The organism is Dyella sp. S184 (genome assembly GCF_009766065.1).
GTDB lineage: Bacteria > Pseudomonadota > Gammaproteobacteria > Xanthomonadales > Rhodanobacteraceae > Rhodanobacter.
Map to the genome: position 1 here is coordinate 240,671 of NZ_LMUE01000005.1, position 24,872 is coordinate 265,542.

Consider the following 24,872-nt stretch of genomic DNA (forward strand, 5'->3'; position numbering starts at 1 on the left):
GGGATGGCGGATTAGACGAAAATCCGCTGCCTAGTTCAGCGCAGGGCTGACGGCATCCGAACGTATCCGGCCAGGACAAATGCCGCTGACGCGCTTGAAAAGGCGCCGAAACGCCGCTTCGCTGCTATAACCCAATTGTTCGGCAATGCAAGCCACGGATTGCTGCCGGTCGCGCAGCAACTGTTCGGCAACGCTCACCCGCCATTGCGTGACGTATTGCATCGGCGGTATCTGCATCAGCTGGGTAAAGCGTTCCGCGAAGGCCGAACGTGACATGCAGGCGAGCCCAGCCATCGCTTGCATGGTCCATGGGTCCCCAGGGGTTTCATGCACTGCCTGCAATACTTTGCTGATGCGTGCATCGGCTACGGCGGCGAACAAACCGCGTCGTTCACCGGCACGCTTGGCGTAGTCGCAGACGGCGAGCGTGAACATAGCATCGGCAAGCTTGTTAAGCAGTACCTGTCGACCGCCCTGGCCCGCATTGACCACCTCAACCATCATGGTCGACAGCTGTTGGAATGTGTTTCCGGCATCCTTCGAGCGCACCACGAAGCACGCCGGCAGCGCATGGCTGAGCGGGTGATGCGCGTTGCCGAAAAATCTCATTTCACCGCAGATAAGGCTGGTCCGGCCGGCATCTTCCAGGAGCGCCTGCCCATCGACGCTCAATCGATGCGGATCGCCCTGCGGAAACACGACCAGATCGCCGGCTTCCAACTGCACAGCGTGGCCGAGCGCGGCACATTCGACTTTGCATTGACCGGCACCGACCAGATGGAACAGTCCGCAGTGATAGCGTGGTCCATCGAGAAACCACGAGCCGCAGCGATGCAGCTCGGCAACGACGGCCACGCACAGCATCGATTGATTCAGCAGCGACTCGAGTGCCGGCTCGATCAGCGGTGGTCGAGGTTCGCCAGCCAGCATTGGATTGGGTTCGATATACACAGGTGTGTCCTTCCGGCGAGTGGCTCTCATAGCCTCTTTCGCCAAGGACGCGCGGATGGTTACATCGCCCCTGGGGCCGTTGGATGCCTCAGTCCAGTAGCCACCGGCTGATAAGGCCGTCGGCCAGCCATCGATGCAGGAAGCTGGCCATGCGCGGCAAGGCATCTGCAGGATCGTGATACTCGGAGAGGCGCTCGCAGAGGGCAGCGAATGGCTCGCCCTTGATCGCGCCGCTCAGTGCAGACAATTCGTCCATCCCGATGGAGCGGTAGTGCACGGTCAGCGCTTGCCGCCAGACCAGCAGGTGGCGCGCCGCGTCATGACGACGCATTCGTGGGCGCTTGTCGTTGCGATCCGCCGCACGGCGAAAAGCATCGACGTTGTAGTGGGTGGAAAGGATTTGCAGGTGGTTTTGCAGAAGAAGGTGCAGATTTGCCCACGCATGGGCGGATACGCCGGCCAGGTCGGCAGCGGCAAGCACCGGTTCATCGGCGGCATCAAACGAGGTGGAGATGGCCCAGTCCAGGCGTGCCATGTCGGCCAGCGCGGGCTTGTCGCGCCAGGGCAGGCCATATTCCAGGAAGGCCGCGACGCCTGCGCCGTGCCAGCGGATGTTGTAGTGCCCGGACGGGTGCGCCTCGACATAGCGGTCCAGCAAGCTGCCGAAGCGCCGGCCCATCATCACGCCCAGGCCGGGAAATTCGGTGGCCAGTGCATCACGCAGGCGCACGCGGTAACCGTTGCGATAGATTGCCAGACGAGTCGAGGTATCCGCGCGAGCATCATCCTGCAGATCCCGCGACTGTGGCGGCCTGTCGGCAAGCACGGCTTGCAGCATGCGTTGCTGAAGCGCCTGCAGATGGCTCATGCCGCTGCTCGCAGCAGGGGCTTGGCCAGCAAGCGCGCGCAATCGAGTTCGATCAGCAACTCGGCGAGGGGTGGCATATGGTCGTCGCGTTCGATCATCGTCGAGACCATGCCATATCGACGTACTGCCTCGACATAGAGGTTCCACACGTCATCGACGATCGGTGCATCGTGCGTGTCGATCAGCAGCTTCTCGCCATGTTCATGACCGGCCAGATGGAACTGTTGGACGCGCGACGCCGGGATGCCATCCAGGTAGTCCAGCGGCGAAAACCCATGGTTGTGCGCGCTGACATAAATGTTGTTGATATCCAGCAGGATCAGGCAATCGGCGCGCTCGGCCACCGCCGCCAGGAATTGCCATTCCGTCAACTGTGCGTCGGCAAAGCTGATGTAGCTTGAAACATTTTCCAGCAGGATGCGCCGGCCCAGCACGTCCTGCACGCGGCGGACGCGATCGACCACATGCGTCAGGGCCTCTTCGGTATAAGGCAGCGGCATCAAGTCGTGCAGATTGATGCCCTGCACGCCGGTCCAGCACAGATGATCGGAAATCCATGCCGGTTCCACGCGGCGGGCGAGCGCCGAGAGCCGCGCAAGATAACCCTCGTCCAGCGAATCGGTGCCGCCGATCGACATCGACACGCCATGCATCACCAGTGGAAAGCGCTCGCGGAATTTGTCCAGCCACACCAGTGGGCGGCCGCCGGGGATCATGTAATTCTCGGAAACGATTTCCAGCCATTCGACGTTGCCGGGTTCCTCGAGCAGGCTTTCGTAATGCTCGACGCGCAGGCCAAGGCCGTAACCGAGATAGGGCAAGCGATCAGCGTTTTTCTCGATAGTCATGGCTTCGGCAGGCTGCATAGAGATGCGGGAGGAAGGGGCTTTCCGCTGACAGAGCCGGAAAGCCCCGTCGGGCCAATTAGGAAGTCTTGTTGGCCGCCTGGGCAGCGCTACAGTCCGCCTGAGTTTTCTGCATGGTGAAGCCTTGGCCCTTGCAGGAGTTCTGACCCTTGCACGAGTTGCTGGCCTGCTTGCATGCGCCATGGCCCTTGCAGGATGACGAGTTCATGCATTTGACCGCTGCGGAATCACTCGCGCCGCTAGGGGAGGCGACAGCCGACGACATCGAGCTCATGGCAAACAGGCCGGCGACCATCACGGCCATTGCGGCACCGCTGAGTTTGTTGGTTTTCATGGGTAACTCCTGGTAAGTCGTATGGGCCGCAATCAAATGCGGCATGGGAGATGTGTTGCCGGATTGGGCTGCTTTGTCGCCTTGAGCCGACCCCGACGAGCACATCATCGACAGTCGGAGGGGGGCTGGCTGTTCCCGTACATCCCGTTTTTGTGTCTGATCGTCCGGTAGCGAGTGACTGGATGAAGAGCCGGACGCGCGGCAAGAAAGCATGGACGCACGAACATGGCGGCGGTGCCCGTACGCACACAAGATGCCGACTCGTCATGTTTAAGGGACTTTACGATGCGCCAGTTCATCGCTGACAAGGCTTCACGTTTGCTCGAATTGCTTCACGCCAACCGCTGGGTCGGCCCTCTCGTTGTGCGCCTGGTATTCGGCTATTTCTGGCTCGAGACAGGCATCGCCAAAGTGCAGAATCTGGATGGCTTCACCCAGCGCTTTGTCGGCTGGCACATTCCCCATCCAGCCTTCAATGCGGCACTCTCGGCCTGGACCGAGCTGCTGGGTGGCCTCTTTATCCTGCTTGGCTTGTTCACTCGTCTCGTCTGCATTCCGATGATTATCAACATGGCCGTCGCGGTCACCCTGGTGGTGTCAGCCAACTTGATGGGGCTGGACGATTACGTCGAGGCCGATGAGGTGGTCTACAGCCTGATCTTCTTCTGGTTGCTCGTCGCCGGACCGGGCAAGGCCAGTCTCGACACGCTGGTGGCGCGCTGGCTCGGTATTCGCACGCAGGGCTGATTGCATAGGCACATGCGCCTGCGAGTTGCAGTGCCATCGCATCGACGGCGTGATTGGTAACCCGATGCATTCATCTGACGAATGATTGGATGCACCACGTCGCCGCATATTGAAAAAATCACGAGGGCAGCCGTCATCATGAAAAAATATCTCTTGAGCGTGTTCCTGTTGTTGCTGACATGCAGCGCCATGGCAAACGAGGTGCCCTTCAACCAGGCAAAGTTCGACCAGGCCAAGGCCGCCGGCCAGCCGATCGTGGTCTATTTCCATGCGGACTGGTGCCCGACCTGCCGGGTGCAACAGCCCATCGTGGCCCGGCTCGCGGCGGAACCGCAGCTCAAGGCGGTGACGATCTTCGAAGCTGACTTTGACACCGAAACCGCGCTCGAAAAAACGCTGAACGTAAGCCAGCAATCGACCTTCGTGGTCTTCAAAGGCGGCCAAGAAGTTTCGCGTTCCACCGGGCAGACGCAGGAGCCGGCGATCCGCGCAATTTTGCAGAAGGCGCTGTGATGGAATTTGGCCTCGCCACTTATGCGGTGAGTTTCCTGGCCGGCGCCGCTTCGATCCTGTCGCCTTGCGTATTGCCGATCCTGCCGATCCTGATCGCCTCGGCACTGTCCAAACACCGTCTCGGCACGGCGGCGTTGGCACTCGGGCTGGCCCTGTCGTTTACCGTGGTTGGGATTTTCATCTCCACGTTAGGCGCATCGATTGGTCTGGGTACAGAGACACTGCGCCGCGTGGCGGCCACGCTGATGGTGCTGTTCGGTGTGGTGATGTTGTCCCAACGGCTGCAGCTGGCGTTTGCCACCATCAGCGCACGCATCGGTTCCAGTGGGCAGCACGCCCTCGCCTCGATCAAGGGCGAAGGCCTGCCGAGCCAGTTCGCGATCGGATTGCTGCTGGGTCTGGTCTGGAGCCCATGCGTCGGGCCGACGCTTGGCGCCGCTTCCACGCTTGCGGCACAAGGACGGGATCTCGGGCAGATCGCCTTGCTCATGCTCGTGTTCGGGCTCGGTGCAGGCTTGCCACTTCTTCTTCTGGGTGGCCTGTCGCATGCCACCATGATGCGAATTCGCGGCTCGCTGTCTTCGTTCGGGCATGCCGCAAAAGCCGTGATGGGTGGCCTGTTCGTGATCCTCGGCACGCTCATCCTGACCGGCTTCGATCGCAAGCTCGAAGCGCTCCTTCTCTCGATCAGTCCCGACTGGCTGACGCGGTTGACGACTTCACTGTAACGGGCGGCTTTTGCAGCGGGATAACACCTTGGCAGGTTGAGGTGAAGACCATGCCGGGGCTGAGTGCTCAAGCGTCTGATCGGATCAGACGCGACATCGGTTCATGCAGGTGACTGGAATGACGGATACCAGCGCGATCATCGATAGGACAGCACAGCGAACGGCCTTTGTCCTCGCCGGTGGCGGCAGTCTTGGTGCAGTGGAGGTGGGCATGTTGCAGGCTCTGCTCGACTGGGGCGAAACGCCTGCGTTCTTGGTGGGCGCGTCGGCAGGCGCCATCAATGCGGCTTATTTCGCTGCGGATCCTACCTGTGCGGGGGCCGACAAGCTGGAACGGCTCTGGTGTGCGCTTCGCCGCCAGGATGTTTTTCCATTCAACCTGCGCAGCGTGCTCGGCTTGCTGCGCCGTCGCGATTATCTGGTGGAATCGGATGCGCTGCGACGCCTGCTGGAGCGACATCTGCCGTATCGACGACTGGAAGAAGCAGCCATGCCGATTCACATCGTGGCCTCCGATATGTTGACCGGACATGAAGTGTTGCTGTCGTCAGGATCAGTGATTGATGCAGTCCTGGCGAGCACGGCGATCCCAGGCGTTTTTCCGCCCGTGCAGATCGACGCGCGTTTACTGGTCGACGGCGGTGTCGCCAACAACACGCCAATATCCACGGCAGTGAAACTTGGCGCAACACGCATCATCGTGCTGCCCACGGGCTTTGCCTGCGCGCTCAACCAGATGCCAAGCGGGGCCATCGCACGCGCGATGCATGCACTCAGTCTGCTGGTATCACGTCAGCTGGTGCACGATGCGGAGCGGTTTGCAGACAGCATGGTCGAACTGCGGATCGTACCCAGCCTGTGTCCACTCGAAACATCGCCGTATGACTATTCCGTGGCACACACACTCATCGCCCAGGCGAAAGCATGCACACGGCAATGGCTGGATGACGGTGGTCTGGATTGTGCGGCTGTACCGAGGCAGCTACGCGAACACCGTCATTCATGATGATCGGCCCACGACGGGCAGGTATCAGAAGTGATGACCATCACGATGGATACGGCGAACAGGATAGCTATCCGAGCACGATGCGCACCGCATGCGTCTGGCCGTCATCAACCAGCGCCATGGCATCGCCGGCAGCCAGCATTCGGCCATCCAGTTCAACGCTCGTCACACCACGACAAACTTTGCCCGGATTCTCCACGCTGATCTCGTAACGGCTTACATGCTGCTTGCCGCGATGTTTATAGCTGAGCTGGAAGCCCGGCCATTCGCTCGGGATGCATGGATCGATGCGCAGCTTGTCGCCCTGCAAATGGAAGCCAAGCACTGCCTCCAGTCCACCGCGATACAGCCACGCAGCGGAACCGGTGTACCAGGTCCAGCCGCCGCGGCCGGTCAGTGCGCCCACCGAATAGACATCGGCGCAGGCGACATATGGTTCCACCTTGTAGCGTGCCACGGCTGCGGCACTGTCGCTGTGCCGGATCGGATTGAGCAGGTCGAACTGGCCGCCGGCACGGTCGCCGTCGCCGAGTTTCGCCCACGCGAAGATCGACCAGGTCGCGCCATGCGTGTACTGGCCGCCGTTCTCGCGCACGCCGGGCGGATAGCCCTTGATGTAGCCGGGGTTTTCCTTGCTGTGATCAAACGGCGGGGTGAACAGGCGCGCGATCTGGTGCTCGTGATCGACCAGTAGCTGGTCGACCGAAGCCATCGCCTGTGCCGCATATGCGTGGTCGCGCGCACCAGCCATCACGCTCCAAGATTGCGCGATGGTGTCGATCTGGCATTCGTCGCTGGTATGCGAGCCGAGCGGTGCGCCGTCGTCGTAATAGCCGCGCCGATACCACTGGCCGTCCCAGGCTTGTTCCAGCGCCGTGCGCAGATTGTCGGCGTAATCCAGCCAGCGCCCGGCGCGCTCATTTTCGCCGCGTTGCGTCGCACAGGGCGCGAACGCGGCGATAGTGGACAGCAGGAACCAGCCCAGCCAGCTGCTTTCACCACGACCCTGTTCGCCGACCGCATTCATGCCATCGTTCCAGTCGCCGGTGCCGATCAACGGCAGGCCGTGGGCGCCGCGGGTGAGGCTGGAATCCAGCGCGCGGGCGCAATGCTCGTAGATCGAGACTCGCTGGTCTGAGGCCGCCGGTTGGAAGAACGCATCGGTGGCGCTTTCAGGAATTGCCTGGCCCGTGAGGAACGGCAGCACGTCATCCAGCACCGCGCTGTCGCCAGTCACGCCGACATAGTGCATGGCGACATAGGCCAGCCAGATGCGGTCATCGCTGATCTTCGTGCGGATACCCTGGCCACCCGGCGGCAGCCACCAGTGCTGCACGTCGCCTTCGGCAAACTGGCGGCCGGCGGCGCGCAGCAGGTGTTCGCGCGCGAGGTCGGGGCGGCCGACGCACAAAGCCATCACGTCCTGCAGCTGATCGCGGAAGCCATACGCGCCGCTGGCCTGGTAGTACGCCGTGCGCGCCCACAGCCGGCAACCGAGCACCTGGTACAGCAGCCAGTCGTTGAGCAGGATGTCCATTGCCCGATCCGGCGTGCGCACCTGCACCGTGTCGAGCAGGCCATTCCATTGCGTGGCGACATCGGCGAGTACGCTGTCGATATCGGTTGCGCGGTATTTGATGATGAGGGCCTGTGCATCGGCCTCGGAACCCGCATCGCCGAGCATGAAGACGATGTCGATCTGCGTGTCCGGTGGCAGTTCGATCCGCGTCTGCAGCGCACCGCACGGATCCAGCCCGGCACCGAGCCGGTTGGATAGCGGTCGGTCGTCACGCAGCACGGCCGGTCGCGCGATCGTGCCGAGCGGATCGAGGAATTCGCGACGATCGCCGCTCATCGAATGCTGCTGACCGCCTAGATCGATGAATGCCACGCGGTCGCCGAAATCCGCGCGCCACGGGTTGCGCGCAAACAGCGCGCCGGTTGGCTCATCGCGCGAGGTGATCACGTAGGGCGCCGGCGTGGTGCCGTTCGCGCCCAGCGCCCACTCGACATAGCCGGTGATGGACAGCCGACGTGCCCGACCTGAGCGGTTGCACAGGCGGAGTCGTGACAGCTTGATCGAATCGTTCGTCGGCACGCACTGGGTCAGCTCCAGCTCTATACCATGTGCGTCATTGTTGAAGCGGCTCCAGCCCTTGCCATGGGTGGTCGTGTACTTCGCGCCATCCACGCGGATCGGCAGCGCGGTGGCACTCCACAATACGCCGGTGTCTTCGTCGCGCAGGTACAGCGCCTCGTGCGGACTGTCGCTGACCGGATCGTTCGGCCACGGCGTCAGCGGGTTCTGCTGACTGTTCAGCGACCACGCATAACCGCCGCCTTCGGCCGAGACCAGGAAGCCGAACGCGGGATTGGCGATCACATTCACCCACGGCGCCGGCGTGGGGTGTTCGTCGTCGAGGTCGATGCGATAGCTGCGTCCGTTGTCGCTGAAGCCGCCATGGCCGTTGGCGAACTCCGGCTGGCCAGCGGCCGCCGTGGTGGCCGCAGCGGCGGGTGTACTCGCGCGGATGGCCACCGGTATTGCGATCGCTGCTGCTGTGGCGGAGGTGGGTGTGGGCGGCGCGTCGTCGAGCACCACACGGGCCACCGTCAGCAGGCCGTTGCGCAGGTCATCGCTGATCGCGTTGTCACGCAGTGCAAACAGCTCGGCCTTGGGCAACTGATCGCTGGCTTTCAATAGCGCCTGTTGCGTGCTCACCAGTGACGCGATCACGCTTTGCAGTGCATCGCCATCGGTACCGGTGGCGGTGTTCAACAGCACCACGTCGACCGCCAGCCGCTGGCTGCGCCAACAATCCTGCGCCAGCAGCAGCTCCTGCACATGTGGCAGCGCGTCCGAGTGGCCAAGACTCAACAGCACGATCGGACGATCGCCGGAAATGCCCGCCGCCCACAGCGTGGGTGGTCCACCGTGACCGCGCGCCAAGACGTCAGGCGCCGCGCGTTGGCTTGGATCGCTGCACAGCACGGCGTCCATCCAATGCGCAAAGCGCGCCGCCTGGGCGGCATCGATACCGAGCCGTTGCTGCTCGGCTTCGGCATGGTTGGCCGCATCGGCGAACAGCAGCTCGGCAGCATTTGCGTTACCCAGTCGCGCGGCCAGAGCCAGTGCACCCTCACGCGAGTCGGCGAGCTGCGTCCACAGCAGCAAGGTCACGCTGGCGCCGGGACCGAGCGTGACGCGTCGACGCAGGCTGAACACCGGATCGAGCACGCAACCGCTGGTGTTCGACAGCGCGACACCCGGCTGCATCGCCTGCGCCTGGCGCAGCGTGCGGCCACGCCCTAGAAAACACGCGCGGTCGGTTTCGTATTCAGGCGTGGCGTCAGCCGGTTGCCCAACCACCTGCAGCGCGTGCCCCGCCCACACTTCGGCCTCGCTGCTCGCGCGCCGCCGCCGGGTGGCCAGCAACACGCCATGCGCGGCATCCCATTCGGTCTCGACGAACATCTTGGAGAACGCCGGATGCGCGTTGTCGGCACCGATCGGGCCGATCACCAGCTCGGCATACGAGGTGATCGAGAACGTGCGCGTGCGATCGCCGTGATTGCTGAGGGTGAGGCGGCGCAGTTCGATGTCGGCATCATGGGCCACCGCCACGTCCAGCACGCTGTGCAGGCTGTGGTGGCGACGGCTGAAGCTGGCGCGACCGGCGCTGAACACCACCGCGTCATCCGGCATGCGCAGGCCCAGCGGCTGCTGGCTGGCCGACCATGCCGCGCCGCTGTCCTCATCACGCAGCAGCAGGTAACTGCCCCAGGGGTCGCGGGTGGGATCCTCGCGCCAGCGCGTCACCGCCAGGTCATGCCATTGGCTGTAGCCGGAGCCGCTGCTGCTCAGCATCACGCTGTAATGACCGTTCGACAGCAGGGCGTGCTGGCGCGGGTTGATGGTGCGCGAAGAGGGGGATGGCATGGATCGTCCAGGCGGTAGCGGCGAAAGCATCAGCATGCGCCATGTGTCGGCATCCGTGGCGTCAAGACGGCGGCGTCGACCTTTGCTTCACCTTGCCGCAGAGTAGGATGGTGCGATGAATAACCGAAGCGAGCTGTGCTCAGCCAGCGCCCCCGGGTTGACACACAAGGCGCAGCACCAGATCGACCAGCCGTGGAATCCCCGATGACCCAGCTCTCCGCCCTCACGGATGAGGCCCTGCTCGACCGGCTGCAGTGCGCTGCCTTCGGTTACTTCGTGCAGAACATGAATCCGCGCAATGGCCTGGTGGCCGATACCTCGCGCGACAACTCACCGGTCAGCATCGCCGTGGTCGGCTTTGCACTCTCGTCCTATCCGGTGGCGGTGGAGCGTGGCTGGATGGAACGTGCCGATGCGGTCCAGCGCAGTCTCGCGGCGCTGCGTTTCTTCCGCGACAGCGATCAGAGCGGCAGCCCCACGGCAACCGGCTTCAAGGGCTTCTACTATCACTTCCTCGACATCCACACCGGTGCGCGTGTGTGGCAGTCCGAGCTGTCGATGATCGACACGGCGCTGCTGATGGCCGGCGTGCTCACCGCCAGCATGTATTTCACGGCCGATACGCCCGATGAAGCCGAGTTGCGCGAACTGGCCGATTTCCTCTATCGGCGCATCGACTGGTGCTGGGCGCAGGATGACGGTGACACCATCAAACAGGGCTGGAAACCCGAGAGCGGATTCCTGCATTACGGCTGGGAAGGCTACAGCGAGGCAATCGTGCTTTACGTGTTGGCGTTGGGCTCGCCGACCCACCCGATCAAAGGCGATTGCTACACCGCGTGGACGGCTACCTATCAGTGGGAAAATCTGTACAACCACGACTACCTCTACGCTGGTCCGCTGTTCGTCCATCAGTTCTCGCATGCATGGATCGATCTGCGCGACATCCGTGACAGTTTCATGCGCGAGAAGGACTTCGACTATTTCGAGAACAGCCGCAACGCTGTTTCCATCCAGCGCAGGTATACCCAGCTCAATCCGCACGAATTCGCGGGCTACGACGAAAACTGCTGGGGGCTTTCCGCCGGCGACGGTCCCACCGACGAGCAGCCTGACGTGTTCAATGAGGAACGGCGGCTGTTCGGCTACGCGGCACGCGGCGTGCCATACGGCCCGGATGACGGCACGCTGTCGCCATCGGCCGTGCTGGCCTCGCTGCCATTTGCGCCGGAGCGGGTGCTGGAAGCCATGCGCAACATGTTGACACGCTATCCGCAGATGCTGACCGACGATCGGCTGGCCAGCAGCTTCAACCCGACCGTGGGTGCCAGCGTCGAACGGCCGTGGGTGTCGGCAGGTCATTACGGGCTCGATCAGGGCATCGTGTTCATGATGATCGAGAACCACCGCAGCCAGTTCATCTGGCGATTGACGCGCGCTTGCCGCTATATCAGCGACGGCTTGCAGGGCGCCGGATTCGAAGGCGGCTGGTTGCGGCAAGGCCATCCCGGAGGAGCGAACTGATGTCGCCTTTTGATGCGTCAGTCACCACCCCGCAGGATGGCTACGAAGACAAGCGGCTCGCTGACGTGCATCCGCAGGCGTGGGTCAATCCGGAACCGGCGGACCGCTACGCGCTGATCATCGTCGGCGCCGGATCAGCCGGCGTCGCCGCTGCGGAACTGGCCTGCGCCATGGGCGTCAAGGTGGCGATGATCGAACGACACCTGATCGGCGGCACCTGCCTCAACACCGGTTGCGTGCCTTCCAAGGCGCTGATCCGCACTTCGCGACTGTATGCCGAGATGCGTGATGCGGCCCGCTACGGCGCAAAGGTTCCGGACAACATCCAGGTGGACTTTGGCGCGGCGATGGATCGCGTGCGCCGTATCCGCAGCCATCTCAGCGGCGGTTCGTCGGTACGCCGGCTGGCCGCGCTCGGCGTCGACATGTTTTTCGGCAATGCGCGCTTTGCCGGACCGGACACGTTGATGGTGAACGAGCAGAAGCTGCGCTTCGCCAAGGCGATGATCGCCACCGGCACGCGTCCGCATGTACCGATCATCCCGGGACTGCGCGAAGCCGGCTTCCTGACCAATGCCAACGTCTTCAACCTGACCGAACTGCCGCAGCGCCTGTTGGTGATCGGTGGCGGTCCCGTCGGCTGCGAACTGGCCCAGGCCTTTCGTCATCTGGGTGCGCAAGTCACCATCGTGCAGGACAAGCCGCTGTTCCTCGAAAAGGAGGAACGCGACGCCGCGCAGATCCTCTCCGATGCCTTCGCGCGTGACGGCCTCGAAGTGCGGCTCAATACCGAGGTCACCGCCGTGCGTGTGGAAAACGGCCGCAAGCTGGTCGATCTGGTCAGCGCCGATTACCACAGCACCATCGAAGTCGACGCGATCCTCACCGGCGTCGGCCGCGCGCCGAACGTGCAGGGGCTGGATCTGGAAGCAGCGGGCGTCGACTACGATGCCGCCGATGGCATCGCGGTCGACGATTTCCTGTGTACCAGCAATCCGCGCATCTATGCCGCCGGCGATGTCTGTCTCGAGGAGCAGTACACCGACACCGCGGCCGCCTCGGCGCGCATCGTGGTGCACAACGCCTTGATGCGGGGACGCAAGCGCCTGAGCAAACTCGTCATTCCGTGGTGTACCTATACCGATCCGGAAATCTCCCATGTCGGCATGTACGTGCGCGAAGCCAATCGCAAAGGCATCCCGGTCAAGACCTTTACCGTGCCGATGCACCAGATCGATCGTGCCGTGACCGATAGCGAGGAGATCGGCTTCGTGAAAATCCATATCCGCGACGGCACCGACACCATTCTCGGCGCCACCATCGTGGCCCGCCATGCCGGCGAGATGATCAACGAGATCACCCTGGCCATGGTCGCCGGCATCGGCCTGCGCACGCTGGCGAAAGTCATCCACGCCTATCCTACCCAGGCCGAGGCGATCCGCGAAGCCGCCAAGGCCTATGTCCGTACCCGTATCACCCAGCGGCTGCGCGCAAGGTTGCAGCGCTGGCTGGCACGCTGACTGGCATGTCCATGCAGGCCGGCTGCGCTCACGCCGATTTATCGGTGGTCCGCGTAGGATGGCCAGCTTGTTATCTCGTCACTTCAAACTAAGGACACGTTATGGAACTTGGCATGATCGGTCTCGGCAAGATGGGCGCCTATATGACGGAGCGCCTGGTCAAGGGTGGCCACAAGGTGACCGGCTTCGATCCGAACGCGGATGCGCGCAAGGCGGTGGAAGCGAAAGGTGCAGGCTCGGCCGATTCGCTGCAGGCTCTGGTCAAGGCGCTGCCTACGCCGCGAGCGGTGTGGCTGATGGTGCCGTCCGGCAAGGTCACCGATGACACCGTCAACGCACTGCTGCCGTTGCTGGCCAAGGGCGACACCGTAATCGATGGCGGCAACTCCAACTACAAGGACACCGTGCGCCGCGCGAAGCTCTACGCCGACAACGGCCTGGACTACGTCGACTGCGGCACCAGCGGTGGCGTGTGGGGCCTGAAAGAGGGCTACAGCATGATGGTCGGTGGCGACGAGAAAACCGTCGATGCCTTGAAACCGATCTTCGAGACGCTGGCACCGGCCAAGGATCAGGGCTGGGGCCGCGTCGGTCCGGTCGGTTCCGGCCACTTCACCAAGATGGTCCACAACGGCATCGAATACGGCCTGATGCAGGCGTATGCCGAAGGCTTCTCGATCCTGCAGCACAAGCAGGAGTTCGGCCTCGACCTCAAGCAGATCGGCGAGATCTGGCGCTATGGCAGCGTGGTCCGTTCATGGCTGCTCGACCTGACCACCGACGCGCTCGGCAAGAATCCCAAGATGGACGGCATCGCGCCGTACGTCGTCGATTCCGGCGAAGGCCGCTGGACGGTGGACGAGGCGATCGACCTCAACGTGCCCGCCCCGATCATCACCGCTTCGCTGATCGAGCGGCTGCGCTCGCGCGACACCGAATCGTTCTCCGACAAATTGCTGGCGGCGATGCGCAATGAGTTCGGCGGCCATGAGATCAAGTCCGAAGCGAAGTGATGCTGCGGTTTGGAGCACTGGTTGCAAGTAACGTCTGAATCAAGCGGCGCGCGTTATGCGCGCCGCTTTGACGAAAGCTCAGGCACCTTCGTTCTTTCTCAGAAGGAACACCGGTAAATCGGTGGTTGGCGGCACTGCGCCGATTGCGTACAGCATGTCTGCCACATGGCCGCGGTGGTATGTCGTGTGGTTGACGACATGGAGCAGGATGTTTGCGCGGCTCATGGAGCCATTGCCGCCGCCAATGAAGGTGAAGTCGACCACCTGCTCGCACGCCGGGTCCGTCAGCGAGTCGGCGTATTCGATGTACCACGCATCCAGCGCCTGCTGGATCTTCCGTAACCCGGCAAGCGGCGGATGCGTTTCCGGGTTGCGCGTGACAAACCCGTGCGGCTTGCCTTCCAGGTGCGCCCGCCAGACCTGATCCATGGCGCGCACATGATTAATCGTGCGCAGGATGCTGCCGAAGACGATCGGGCGTGGAGCAACAAGTTCCCGCTCGGACAGTTGCGCAAGGGCGGTGTAAAAAAGATCGTCAGCCCATGCCTTGTAGCGCGTCAGAGTTTGTAAGTTGTTCATTGGAAGAGTGGCTGTCGCCTGAGTTAAGCAGCATGTGTTGCGCCCGCCCGCCTGAAGAAGTTATCGGGCACCGCCGTGCTGCGTCATTTCCTGAAGTCAGTCGCTTGTTCAAGCTGATGGATGGAGTCCTGGATATCCTCCAGCTTGGCTGCAAGTACGGCTTGCGCGTCGTAGAGGCCGCGATTGTAGAAGTACGCACCTATCTCCTGTGCGAAGAAATCCAGCAGAAATTCCGCATCGAAACTTCCGATCTTCTGCTTCAGCTCTTCCGAGAAGTACAGCTTGATCTTGCGAACAATCAGATCTTTCTCTTCACTGGAAAATTTGATGATTTCCATAGTTGTCGATGCTGCCTGACGCTGGAGTTATGCCGTGCTGCGAAGCGGTGTCGGCTCGTACGCATGGTCAGGCCGTGGAGAGCGCACTGACCATGACGTAATACCCGTCCGGATCCCGGAGCGAGAACTCCATGGTTCCCGTGTTCGGGTTCCTGTGTGGCTCCTCTTCGAGCCGAGTGACGAGCGCGCGCGCCCTTGGCAGCGCCATGTCGAAATCGTCCACACGGAAAAACAGGATGAGGCCGTTGCCAGGCTTCCCGTGAGCGGGGCTCATCAAGGAGGGATGCTCGTGGGCACCCCATGCGTGAAGGCAGAGCAAAACCGTGCCATCCGAGTCGAGGATTTGCCCGAAGTCGTCATGGGCGGGACGTGTTTCCGTCTGGCCAAAGAGCGACTGGTACCATTTGAAGCTGCCAGCCACATTTTCAACCCCGATGATCGTCCATGTGCGCTTCATTTGGTGTCCTCCTATGGCCTAGCGCTGGAATTGAGCGGCGGCGTAGCCGTCCGCCTCGAATGACTGGTTAGGGCGGAACTACAACGAAGCGCCCGCCGGAAACTTTAAATGTTTCGACCGCTGGTACTGTCGGACAGCATAGAGGGTCGGAGTTGCCTACCGTCAGGCCGCTGATCTTGATGACCCCATTAGAAAGGGCGATTATCCCCTACTTGACATTTCATCGTGACGCTCCTATGCTGTGTTCCAAGGCATCAGGGAACACACGGTCATGGCCAAGAACGCACCGATTCACCAGCTCAGCATCCGCCAGTTTGAGGTGATGTTCCCGGACGATGACGCGTGCAAGGCGTTTCTTGTAACGCAACGCTGGCCGACTGGTGTGTGCTGCCCGCGATGCGGCAGCTTGGCCGTGAAGGAACATGGCACCAAGTCCTTTCATTGGGTTTGCTACGACTGCGCGACTGATTCCAGCTACCGTTTCTCCGTGACAGTCGGGACGATCTTCGAGAACACCAATATCCCGCTGCGCCAGTGGTTCCAAGTGATCCACCTGATGCTCACCAGCAAGAAGGGCATGAGCGCCCTGCAAATCTTCCGGCTGCTTGGCTTCGGCTCCTACAAGACCGCATGGAGCATGTGCCATCGCATCCGTGCTGGCATGGCTGACGAAGACTTCCAGCAGCTCATGGGTATCGTCGAAGTCGACGAGACCTACGTGGGCGGCAAAGCCAAGAACCGGCACAAGGACAAGCGCGGCGGTCCCGGTGGTACGGGTTCCGCTGGTGGTACAGGTGGCACAGGCAAAGCCATCGTGATCGGCGCGGTGCGTCGCAAAGGCAGCGTCGTTGCTCGCGTGATCCAGAAGGCCAGCAGTGAGGCCCTGACACGCTTTGTTCGTGAGGCCGTGTCGCAGAAGGTGAGCCTGCTCTGCACCGATACTCACCGGGGCTATGCGCCGCTGGGCTTGGATTACCCGCACGGTGTCGTGAATCACACCGCAGGACAGTACGTGGTCGGCGCGATTCATACCAACACCATCGAAGGTTTCTGGTCGTTATTCAAGCGCGGCATCATGGGTTCCTATCACAAGGTCAGTGCCAAATATCTGCCGCTGTACGTTGCCGAGTTCCAGTTCCGTTACAACAACCGCAAGAATCCTGAAATCTTCCAAGCGGCCATTCAGGGGTGCTGAACATGCGCAAGCTGGTCGCGGTCTCATTGGCTATGATGTTGGCTGTAGGCGCTGCATCAGCCGAAAACCAGCCAAACGGAAACAGCAAAAAAGATAGCGGCCAAGACCGACAGCAAGCTTCCCAGAGTGCGGTGCTTGCCATAAAGGAACATACCGCCCCAACCCAAAGCAGCAGTGATAGCGCCGAGGCACAATCCGAAACCGATAAAAAAATTACCAAGTACACGGGAAAGCTTGCTAGCTATACGCTCGCCCTCGATATCCTCACGGGCTTCTTGGTTCTCGGCGGAATAGCGCAAGGCGTTCTTATTGGTCGACAAATTAAACTTTCGCGCGAAGAATTTGCCGCCTCCCATCGACCCAAAATCCGTATTCGTAGAATCGACAATATGGTTTTTGCGATCGATCAACCAATAACGGCAACGATTCAAGTCTCCAACGTAGGAGAAACCAATGCAAAAATTTTCAGCGTTGGGATAGACATATTTTTTAGATATCCACCCGGCGGAGCAGAAGAATTTGACGCCACTCCAAATACTCTTATTCAAGTAGTCCCGCCGGGTATGGGTGCATCCATAGACGTTAAATGTCGTAACCTCAAAAACATTGAGGTTGAGCAATTCAAAGCTGGTATTTATGAATTGTGTGCCCTCGGACATATCGCCTATGAAGATGGGGCAGGCATCAAACGAAACACAAGTTTTTTCCGAATTTATGATCGGACTAGCAGTCGCTTTGTTGCAGCACCCAATGATCCCCGCCAAGGCGATAGAGAATACGAAGATTAAAACGCTGGCCTGTCGCTTTGAGCCTAATAGGCGTCGGGCCGTAATGTCAAGTAGGGGATAATCGCCCTTATTAGACCCCCGATCGGGGCATATGCAACGGATGTTCAGGACTTGAAGGCACGGCGTCAAACGATTGAAACCTTGTCTAGTCAATGCTTTGGCTGATGGCGGAGCGCATCTGTAGCGACGTGTTGCACCGTTGCATATTGCACGAATTGGCGTGCTATCTCTTATCACCCACAATCCGGAGTAATAAACACCGCCGTTTTGGGCTGTTTGCTGGTGTGGCGCTTGCGCGCGTTCAGCCAAGCCGCAGCAGCTTGCGCACGGCGGGTAGATTGCGTCGGCTGATTTCTGGACTGAGTTCGGTGCCATCGAGTCGTGCCAGGACGCGGCCGTCAGCGAGGGTTTTCACGCCGAGCAGGCGCGATGGGGGAACCAGGCAGTTGCGGTGCAGGCGGATCAGCTGATCGGGGTAGGTTTCTTCCAGCTGGCGCAGGGATTCCTCGATCAGCAGTTCGCCGCGGAGGTGTTGCACCACGACGTATTTTTCTTCGGCGAGTAGGCTGATCACTTCGTTCAGTGCGATGCGGATCTGTTCACCACGCATCCGGCCATGCAGATAGGCGACCGGTTCGCGCGGCGCATCGGCAAGCCGTCGCTGTGCACGTTGCAGCGCATCGCGCAGTCGCTCCAGCCGCACAGGTTTGAGCAGGTAATCGACCGCACCCAGTTCGAACGCCTGTATCGCGTGTGTTTCGTAAGCGGTGCAGAAAATCACCTGGGCGCGTGTGCGCCCGGACAAGCGCTGTGCCAGCGCGGTGCCGCTGAGGCCGGGCATGTTGATGTCCAGCAGCAGGACATCCGGGCGCAGTTCACCAAGTGAAGCAAGTGCAGTTTCACCGTCGCCGACGCTGCCGACGATTTCCACGTCGTCGCATTCGCCGAGCAGTGCGGCCAGGCGTGCGCGAGCCAGTGGCTCGTCGTCGACGATCAGCACGCGCATCACGCCGACGGTCCCGGCAATTGCAGCAGGACCACGAAGCTATCGCCCTGGACTCCCGCCTGTACCTTGGCATTTGGTCCATAGCGATAGGCGATGCGCTGGCGCACGCTGTCCAGACCGTGACCGTTGCCGGGCGAAGCGGGGCTGGTGGGCAGCGGATTGATGATCTCGATGCGGATGCCGTTGCCGTCGCGGCGCCCGCGCAGGATCACCTCGCCACCTTCGAGCAGCGGCTGGATGCCGTGGCGTATCGCGTTCTCCACCAGTGTCTGTAGCAGCAGTCGTGGCAGCGGGAATTCGGTGGGCAGATCCTCCAGTTCGCGGCGCACATGCAGGCGCGCGCCAAGGCGCAGCTGCTCGATCGCCAGGTAACGCTCGATCAGTGCCAGCTCATCACCCAGCGTGTCGTCGCCATTGTCGTGCTGACCCAGCGCGGCGCGGAACAGTTCGGACAGATCCTCCACCGTGCGTTCGGCCGCCGCCGGATCAACGCGGATCAGCGCGGCCACGGTGTTCATGCTGTTGAACAGGAAGTGCGGGCGGATGCGTGCCTGCAAGGCCTCGACCTGGGCCCGCGTGACCGCCGCGAGCCGCGCCTGCCACTGTGCCAGCACATAGAAGTAACGCAGCATCGCCGCACCAAGCAATGCCGCGATAAATGCGTTGTCGCGCACGAAGGCTGGCGTGCTGCTGCCGATCAGATGCATCTGCAGCGAGCTGTCGAGCCAGCGCGCCACGATGCTGGCGACGGTGACGATCAGCACGATCAGCAGCCACACACCGAGATAAGGCGTAAGGCCGGGCAGCCGTTGCAGCAGTGGCCGCAATTTGCACAGCACCACTGTAAACACCAGCACCAGCCAGGTCACGAACAGCATGCTGACGCTGTAGGCCGACCAGTCGCGCTGGTTGTCGCGGGCCAGCCAGATCACCGTTACCGTCAGTGCACCCACCACGAATAATGCGAACAAGGCCGGTAGTCCGCAGAAATCCGGCAACGGGCTGTGCTCGGCGCGGCCGCGGTGGCCGCTGGTGGACGTGGGTACGCGCATGCGGGCAAGTATGCCGCATGCGCGGGCGTGGTTATGCCAGGTGCTGACCGAGCCAGTAGCGCAGGTCGCTGATTTCTTCGGGGCAGACCGCGTGCGCCATCAGGTAGGTATGCCATTCCACGGCATAGCCGAGCGACTTCAGCAGGTCGCGCGAATCGATGCCGCGCTGCAGGATGACCACAGGATCGACGCTGCCGTGGCCCCAGAAAATCGGAATCGCCGCATTCGCCGCGCTGCGTTCGCCGGGCTGTGCGACATAAGCGGGCAGATAGGTCGACAGCGCGATGATGCCGGCCAGCTTTTCCGCATGCTTCAGGCCGGCCGCCAGGGCGATCGCGCCACCCTGCGAGAAGCCCGCGAGCAGGATCCGCTCACTCGGTACGCCGCGCTGATGCTCGCGTGCAATAAGGGTCTCCACCTCGCTGACCGAGGCGCGCATGCCCGCCTCGTCCTGCCGTGCATTGAGATCGAACGCGGCGATGTCGTACCAGGCGCGCATCGACATGCCGTTGTTGATCGTCACCGGCCGTACCGGCGCATGCGGAAACACGAAGCGCAGCGCCGGCCACGCGCGATCCACCAGTTGCGGCACGATCGGCGCAAAGTCATTGCCGTCGGCGCCCAGCCCATGCAGCCAGATCACGCTGTGGCTGGGGTTGGCGGCGGTTTCGATCTCGAAGGCGGGCAGGGTCATGGCGTGATCGTGATTGATTAAGTAAGGGTGAAGGCTGCATCGTAACAGTCACCTCCACCCGCGTGACTCAGGTCGCCAGCTTCCCGCGCAACTGCGCCAATCCACTGTAAGCATGCCGACTTGCCAACTTCCGTATCGCGCCCGCGGCCCATCCGAAGGCACGAGTAGCCATCAACGGAAATAGTGCGGCACGAACTGGCTGGTATTGCGGGTGACCGCATCAACATCCTCGCGCATGCCGATGCCGGCGGCGATGCCACCGATCACCCAGGCGCCGACCAGCGCATGGCGGCCATCAAAGCGTGGCAGCGGGGCAAATGCCTGGAAGACGCACGGCTCTGCCGTGGCGATGGGGTTCTCGTGCGCGGCCAACACATGCACGCCCTGTCCTTCGCGGCCCCAATACGGTTTCTGTACCACCGCTCCGGCGAGGTCCGCGCGACGGCGGCTGGCCGGCAGCAGATTGGGGTGGCCGGGGAAGAACTCCCATAGCAGCGGCAGGATCGCCTTGTTCGAGAGCAGCATCTTCCACGGCGGCTCGATCCATTGCAGCCGCGTCTGCGGCAGATGCTGCGCGAATGGTTCGGCCAGCATCCACTCCCAGGGATAAAGCTTGAAAAGGCGCCCGATCGGGAGGTTCTCGAGGTCGATGAAGTCGCGCCCGCTCCAGCCGATCTGCTCGATATCCAGCGCCTGCACGGCATGGCCGGCTTGCAGGCAGGTATCGAGCAGGTAGTCGCAGGCGGCGGCGTCCTCGGGGTTTTCGTAGCTGGCGGCGAAGTGCATGGTCGAGCGCGGCGGCAGAACTTGCCGCCAGCATTCCACCAGGCGTTCGTGGATCGAGTTGAACTGGTCGGCGCCCGGCTGCGTCTCCGTGAGCCAGTACCACTGCACCACGCTGGCTTCGAGCAGGGCGGTAGGCGTGTCGGCGTTGTATTCGAGCAGCTTGGGCGCGCCGTGGCCGGTATAGCTCAAGTCCATGCGTCCATACATAGCAGGATCGCGGTTGCGCCAACTGTGTTCGATCAGGGCTGCGGCACGCTCGTCCAGCCCCAGCTCGGCGTAACGGCCGGTGCGCACGATGCGATCCACGGCCTCAAGGCACAACCCATGCAGCTCGGTGATGGCTGCTTCCAGCATATCGATCTGCTCGCTGTCGAAGACGTAACAGACATCCTCGCGCCAGTACGGTGCGCCGTCGAGCGTGTGGAAATGGAAGCCCAGCGACTCGACGCGGGCCGGCCAGTCCGGTCGTGCGACGATCCGCTCGCGACGCATCAACCGCCTCGCGCGGAAATGCGGCCGCTGCGGCCGAAACCACCACGACTGCCGAGTTCGACCCCACTGGGACCGGCTTCGCCGAGAGTATGCGCCGCGCCGAAACCGCCGCTGCGGCCTGGGCCAGGATCGCTGGCATCCTGGGTAGTGCTGCTGCCCCGGCTGCGGTACCAGGGACCGTAATAGGAGGTGCCGCCGCTACCGCTGAGCGGAGTGTCGGAATTGCACTGCTCTAGCGAGTAGTCGCTCGTGCAATCCTGCAGGTTGCGGTAGCGGTTGCGCTGCACGTCGGTACCGCTGTGCTGCAACAGCGCAAAGCCGAGTGTGCCGGCCAATACCAGCGGTACGGCCAGCGAACGGCGTTGCGCGGAGCTGTCGGTGGCCGTCCCCGGATGAGTTCCATGAGGTGGCGGCGGCCGTGGGTAGCGGCGTTGTGTATCCATCGACACTAACTCATCGCTGCCGCGGCAATCAGGCCGACCACCACGCTGGCCAGCGCCACCATCAGCGCCATCGCCAGATGGTCCTGCTCGATCTGTGCCGGCAAGTCACGCAACAGCAGGTGCAGCAGGGCGAATGCGGACAGCTGTATCAACAGCGCAATGCCGCCCCACACCGCAAGATCGAGCAGGCTCACGCTGTGCGCGATCGCGCTGGCCAGCGGCAGCACGAAACCGAGCACGGCGCCGCACAGGCTTACCGCGGCACTGACGTTGCCGGCGCGGATAAGGCGGATTTCGCGTACCGGGGTAAGCCAGACGTAGCAGATAACGAACAGCGCGAGCAGCAGCAAACTGGTCGCGAAATAGGCCAGGAAGGCCGGCAACGTACTCAGACTGGACAGCATGGATTCCCTTCCCCCCAGAAGGTTGAGTGTCCATTATGCCGAAGCTTGCGCGGTGCGCCAGAGTCCGGCGGTTTTGGCCGGCGCCGACCCCTGACTTATGGCATGGGCTGCCACGCGCTGCCGCCATGCTCGGCTATGCTGGTTTTTTGCCTGTGGGGATACATCCATGCGTCGAGTGTTGCTTGCCGGCCTGATCGCCTTCTGTGTGCTGCCTGCGGCCGCCGCCACGCCGTCGGTCGCGATCACGGGGTCGCTCGACATGGAAACCATCATGGCCAATCCCGACTGGATCGGGCAGTCGGTGGAGACGCCGTACTGGAGCGTGGACGGGCGCAGCCTGTACTACTCGGTCAAGCGCGACGGCGGCCCGGTGCGTGACCTGTATCGCGTCGATCCGGCCAGCGGCAACAGCGTGAAGCTCGATCCGGCCGCGATGGCACGGGCCGACGGCCCGGCGGTGTTCGATCGCACCCATCAGCACGCAGCGTTCATCCTGCACGGTGACGTGTTCGTGGTCGATCTGGCCAGTGGCCGGCGGCAGCAGGTGACGCGCACGCCGCAGGAAAAATCCTCGCCGCAGTTTTCCGCCGATGGCCGCGCGCTGCAGTACCGCGACGGCAATGACTGGTACAGCTACGACCTGACCAGTGGGGTCGCCGCTCCGGTGGCGGTGCTCAACTTCGCCGACGATCCGCAGGCCAAGCAGCCCGACCAACTGGGCGACTTGCAGCTGGGCCTGTTCAAGACGCTGCGCGAGATCAAGGCCGACAAGCAGGCCCTGCACGACGAGGACAAGGTACTCGATGCCGCCGATCCAGGCCGTGCGCCGGCGCCGTTCTGGCTGGGCGACAAGTCCCGCGTCGTGGATACCGAGCTGTCGCCGGATGGCCGCTGGCTGCTGCTGGTGACGGCGCCGAAGGACTACGCCAAGGGCGAGGCACCGCAGGTCAATCATTACGTCACCGACAGCGGCTATACCGAGCCGCAGAAGGCGCGTACCTATGTCGGCCACAATGACCCGGCACCGCAGTCGCTGCTGCTGCTGGATCTGCGCAACCACCAGCAGTACCCGCTGAAGACCGACACCTTGCCGGGCATCAAGGACGATCCGCTCAAAGCACTGCGTAGCCAGGCCGTGGCCGCGCTGGACAAGGCCGGCAAGCAGGACGAGGCGAAGGCATTGAAGGCGCCCGACGTGCGCCCGGTGCGTATCGTCGCCAATGCCGAGGACGGCGGTGGCGGCGGCATCGTGTGGAGTGACGACGGCAGTCATCTCGCCATCCAGTTGCGCGCGATCGACAACAAGGATCGCTGGATCACCAGCGTCGATTTCGCCCGCCACGCGCTGGTCAACCAGCAGCGGCTCACCGACAACGCGTGGATCAACTGGAACTTCAACGATTTCGGCTGGCTCAAGGACAACCACACGCTGTGGTACATGAGCGAGGAAACCGGCTATTCGCAGCTCTACAGCAAGCCGCTCGACGGCGGTGCCAGGGCGCTGACGTCCGGCAAGTTCGAGGTCAGCCATCCGCTGCTCAGCGATGACGGCAAGTGGTTCTACGTGCGCACTAACCAGGTCGCGCCGTACAGCTACGACGTGTACCGCCTGCCGGTTGGCGGCGGTGCGTTGAGCCGTATCACTCACTATCAAGGCATGGACGACTTCAAGCTGTCGCCGGATGGCAGCCAGCTGGCCGTGCTGCATTCCGCGCCGTACGTGTTCCCGCAGTTGGCGGTGCAGTCGAGTGCTGGCGGCGATCCGCGTGAACTGACCAGCACGATGAAGGCGGCGTACACCGCGCATGCTTGGATCGCGCCGAAGATCGTCGAAGTGCCTTCATCGCATGGTGCCGGCGTGATCTATGCGAAGTACTACGGCCCCGCCAACGAAGCCGCTGCCGCTTCACGCCCGGCTGTACTTTTCGTGCATGGTGCCGGCTACCTGCAGGACGTCACGCTGTCGTCGACCTATTACTTCCGCGAGCAGATGTTCAACAACCTGCTGGTGCAACAGGGTTATGTCGTACTCGACATGGACTACCGCGCCTCCGAAGGTTACGGCCGCGCCTGGCGCACCGCGATCTACGAACACATGGGCCATCCGGAACTGGAAGACCTGCTCGACGGCAAGGCCTGGCTGGTGAAAAACCATGGCGTCGATCCGGAGCGTGTCGGCATCTATGGCGGCAGCTACGGCGGCTTCATGACCGAGATGGCGATCCTGCGTGCGCCGGGCGAATTCGCCGCCGGTGCCGCGCTGCGCGCGCCATCGGACTGGACCAGCTACAACCACGAATACACCGCCAACATCCTCAACGACCCGCAGCTCGATCCTGAGGCGTACAAGACCAGCTCGCCGATCGAGTTCGCCAACAACCTGCGCGACCCGCTGCTGATCGAACACGGCCTGATCGACGACAACGTGATGGCCAGCGACTCGATCCGCCTGTACCAGCGCTTCATCGAGCTGCACAAGCAGAACTTCTGGATCTCGCTGTACCCGCTGGAACGCCACGGCTTCGAGCATCCGGATTCGTGGTACGACGAATACCGGCGGATCGATGAGTTGTTCAATACGTATGTGAAGCCGGAGAAAAGTGGCAACTGATCAGCCGCAATGGTGCG

Annotated in this window: 24 protein-coding genes; 10 read left to right on the forward strand and 14 right to left on the reverse strand. The window is 62.3% G+C overall.

What is annotated here, in order from left to right:
- Nucleotides 1–30 precede the first annotated feature (30 nt).
- From GSQ75_RS11045 to GSQ75_RS11060, 4 genes are all read right to left on the reverse strand, one after another.
- Nucleotides 31–951, reverse strand: a complete 921-nt coding sequence (locus GSQ75_RS11045) for an AraC family transcriptional regulator (RefSeq protein ID WP_158754927.1) — start codon at nt 949–951, stop codon at nt 31–33.
- Nucleotides 952–1,039: 88 nt separating this feature from the next.
- Nucleotides 1,040–1,819, reverse strand: a complete 780-nt coding sequence (locus GSQ75_RS11050) for a DNA-binding domain-containing protein (protein ID WP_158754929.1) — start codon at nt 1,817–1,819, stop codon at nt 1,040–1,042.
- A complete protein-coding gene (locus tag GSQ75_RS11055) occupies nt 1,816–2,667 on the reverse strand; it encodes a DUF692 domain-containing protein (RefSeq protein ID WP_158754930.1) in 852 nt (283 codons plus the stop codon). Before GSQ75_RS11055 ends, GSQ75_RS11050 begins: the two co-directional genes overlap by 4 nt.
- A gap of 76 nt (nt 2,668–2,743) precedes the next feature.
- Entirely contained in the window at nt 2,744–3,019 is a 276-nt protein-coding gene (locus tag GSQ75_RS11060; RefSeq protein WP_158754931.1) for a hypothetical protein, read from the reverse strand.
- Between the two features lie 285 nt (nt 3,020–3,304).
- Here GSQ75_RS11060 and GSQ75_RS11065 point away from each other — a divergent pair, with 285 nt between their 5' ends.
- From GSQ75_RS11065 to GSQ75_RS11080, 4 genes are all read left to right on the forward strand, one after another.
- On the forward strand, nt 3,305–3,766 hold the full coding sequence (locus GSQ75_RS11065; protein WP_254058537.1) for a DoxX family protein: 462 nt from the start codon (nt 3,305–3,307) through the stop codon (nt 3,764–3,766).
- A 138-nt stretch (nt 3,767–3,904) separates the two neighbouring features.
- Entirely contained in the window at nt 3,905–4,279 is a 375-nt protein-coding gene (locus tag GSQ75_RS11070; RefSeq protein WP_158754933.1) for a thioredoxin family protein, read from the forward strand.
- Nucleotides 4,279–5,007, forward strand: coding sequence for a cytochrome c biogenesis protein CcdA (locus GSQ75_RS11075; protein WP_158754934.1), 729 nt, complete (start codon nt 4,279–4,281; stop codon nt 5,005–5,007). The genes GSQ75_RS11070 and GSQ75_RS11075 overlap by 1 nt, the downstream gene beginning before the upstream one ends.
- A 118-nt stretch (nt 5,008–5,125) precedes the next feature.
- Entirely contained in the window at nt 5,126–6,013 is an 888-nt protein-coding gene (locus GSQ75_RS11080) for a patatin-like phospholipase family protein (RefSeq protein ID WP_158754935.1), read from the forward strand.
- 67 nt (nt 6,014–6,080) lie between these two features.
- Here GSQ75_RS11080 and GSQ75_RS11085 read toward each other — a convergent pair whose 3' ends face one another.
- Complete coding sequence (locus GSQ75_RS11085) at nt 6,081–9,953, reverse strand: glycosyl transferase family 36 (protein ID WP_158754936.1); 3,873 nt, start codon at nt 9,951–9,953, stop codon at nt 6,081–6,083.
- A gap of 204 nt (nt 9,954–10,157) precedes the next feature.
- On the opposite strand from GSQ75_RS11085, the gene GSQ75_RS11090 reads away from it, so the two are divergent.
- The 3 genes from GSQ75_RS11090 (at nt 10,158) to gnd (ending at nt 14,010) form a co-directional block, all read left to right on the forward strand.
- Nucleotides 10,158–11,477 (forward strand): glucoamylase family protein, encoded by a 1,320-nt coding sequence (locus GSQ75_RS11090; RefSeq protein ID WP_158754937.1) that lies wholly within the window; start codon nt 10,158–10,160, stop codon nt 11,475–11,477.
- Entirely contained in the window at nt 11,477–12,997 is a 1,521-nt protein-coding gene (locus GSQ75_RS11095) for a mercuric reductase (protein ID WP_158754938.1), read from the forward strand. The genes GSQ75_RS11090 and GSQ75_RS11095 overlap by 1 nt, the downstream gene beginning before the upstream one ends.
- A 101-nt stretch (nt 12,998–13,098) precedes the next feature.
- On the forward strand, nt 13,099–14,010 hold the full coding sequence (gnd, locus tag GSQ75_RS11100; RefSeq protein ID WP_158754939.1) for a phosphogluconate dehydrogenase (NAD(+)-dependent, decarboxylating): 912 nt from the start codon (nt 13,099–13,101) through the stop codon (nt 14,008–14,010).
- Nucleotides 14,011–14,088: 78 nt separating this feature from the next.
- On the opposite strand, the gene GSQ75_RS11105 is transcribed toward gnd, so the two are convergent.
- From GSQ75_RS11105 to GSQ75_RS11115, 3 genes are all read right to left on the reverse strand, one after another.
- A complete protein-coding gene (locus GSQ75_RS11105) occupies nt 14,089–14,589 on the reverse strand; it encodes a DinB family protein (protein WP_158754940.1) in 501 nt (166 codons plus the stop codon).
- Between the two features lie 83 nt (nt 14,590–14,672).
- On the reverse strand, nt 14,673–14,927 hold the full coding sequence (locus tag GSQ75_RS11110; RefSeq protein ID WP_158754941.1) for a DUF2164 domain-containing protein: 255 nt from the start codon (nt 14,925–14,927) through the stop codon (nt 14,673–14,675).
- A 67-nt stretch (nt 14,928–14,994) separates the two neighbouring features.
- Nucleotides 14,995–15,384: a VOC family protein gene (locus GSQ75_RS11115; protein ID WP_158754942.1), complete on the reverse strand. Its 390-nt coding sequence runs from the start codon at nt 15,382–15,384 to the stop codon at nt 14,995–14,997.
- 271 nt (nt 15,385–15,655) lie between these two features.
- On the opposite strand from GSQ75_RS11115, the gene GSQ75_RS11120 reads away from it, so the two are divergent.
- Complete coding sequence (locus GSQ75_RS11120) at nt 15,656–16,579, forward strand: IS1595 family transposase (RefSeq protein WP_158754943.1); 924 nt, start codon at nt 15,656–15,658, stop codon at nt 16,577–16,579.
- Nucleotides 16,580–16,581: 2 nt separating this feature from the next.
- A complete protein-coding gene (locus GSQ75_RS11125) occupies nt 16,582–17,367 on the forward strand; it encodes a hypothetical protein (RefSeq protein WP_158754944.1) in 786 nt (261 codons plus the stop codon).
- Nucleotides 17,368–17,668: 301 nt separating this feature from the next.
- Here GSQ75_RS11125 and GSQ75_RS11130 read toward each other — a convergent pair whose 3' ends face one another.
- From GSQ75_RS11130 to GSQ75_RS11155, 6 genes are all read right to left on the reverse strand, one after another.
- Nucleotides 17,669–18,373: a LytTR family DNA-binding domain-containing protein gene (locus GSQ75_RS11130; RefSeq protein WP_158754945.1), complete on the reverse strand. Its 705-nt coding sequence runs from the start codon at nt 18,371–18,373 to the stop codon at nt 17,669–17,671.
- Nucleotides 18,373–19,425, reverse strand: coding sequence for a histidine kinase (locus tag GSQ75_RS11135; protein ID WP_158754946.1), 1,053 nt, complete (start codon nt 19,423–19,425; stop codon nt 18,373–18,375). Before GSQ75_RS11135 ends, GSQ75_RS11130 begins: the two co-directional genes overlap by 1 nt.
- A gap of 31 nt (nt 19,426–19,456) precedes the next feature.
- Nucleotides 19,457–20,119: an alpha/beta hydrolase-fold protein gene (locus GSQ75_RS11140; RefSeq protein WP_158754947.1), complete on the reverse strand. Its 663-nt coding sequence runs from the start codon at nt 20,117–20,119 to the stop codon at nt 19,457–19,459.
- Between the two features lie 171 nt (nt 20,120–20,290).
- Nucleotides 20,291–21,397, reverse strand: coding sequence for a glutathionylspermidine synthase family protein (locus GSQ75_RS11145; RefSeq protein ID WP_158754948.1), 1,107 nt, complete (start codon nt 21,395–21,397; stop codon nt 20,291–20,293).
- Nucleotides 21,397–21,840, reverse strand: a complete 444-nt coding sequence (locus GSQ75_RS11150) for a hypothetical protein (RefSeq protein ID WP_158754949.1) — start codon at nt 21,838–21,840, stop codon at nt 21,397–21,399. Before GSQ75_RS11150 ends, GSQ75_RS11145 begins: the two co-directional genes overlap by 1 nt.
- A gap of 5 nt (nt 21,841–21,845) precedes the next feature.
- Nucleotides 21,846–22,244: a DUF350 domain-containing protein gene (locus GSQ75_RS11155; RefSeq protein ID WP_158754950.1), complete on the reverse strand. Its 399-nt coding sequence runs from the start codon at nt 22,242–22,244 to the stop codon at nt 21,846–21,848.
- A 166-nt stretch (nt 22,245–22,410) separates the two neighbouring features.
- Here GSQ75_RS11155 and GSQ75_RS11160 point away from each other — a divergent pair, with 166 nt between their 5' ends.
- On the forward strand, nt 22,411–24,855 hold the full coding sequence (locus tag GSQ75_RS11160; RefSeq protein ID WP_158754951.1) for a prolyl oligopeptidase family serine peptidase: 2,445 nt from the start codon (nt 22,411–22,413) through the stop codon (nt 24,853–24,855).
- The last annotated feature ends 17 nt before the right edge of the window (nt 24,856–24,872 follow it).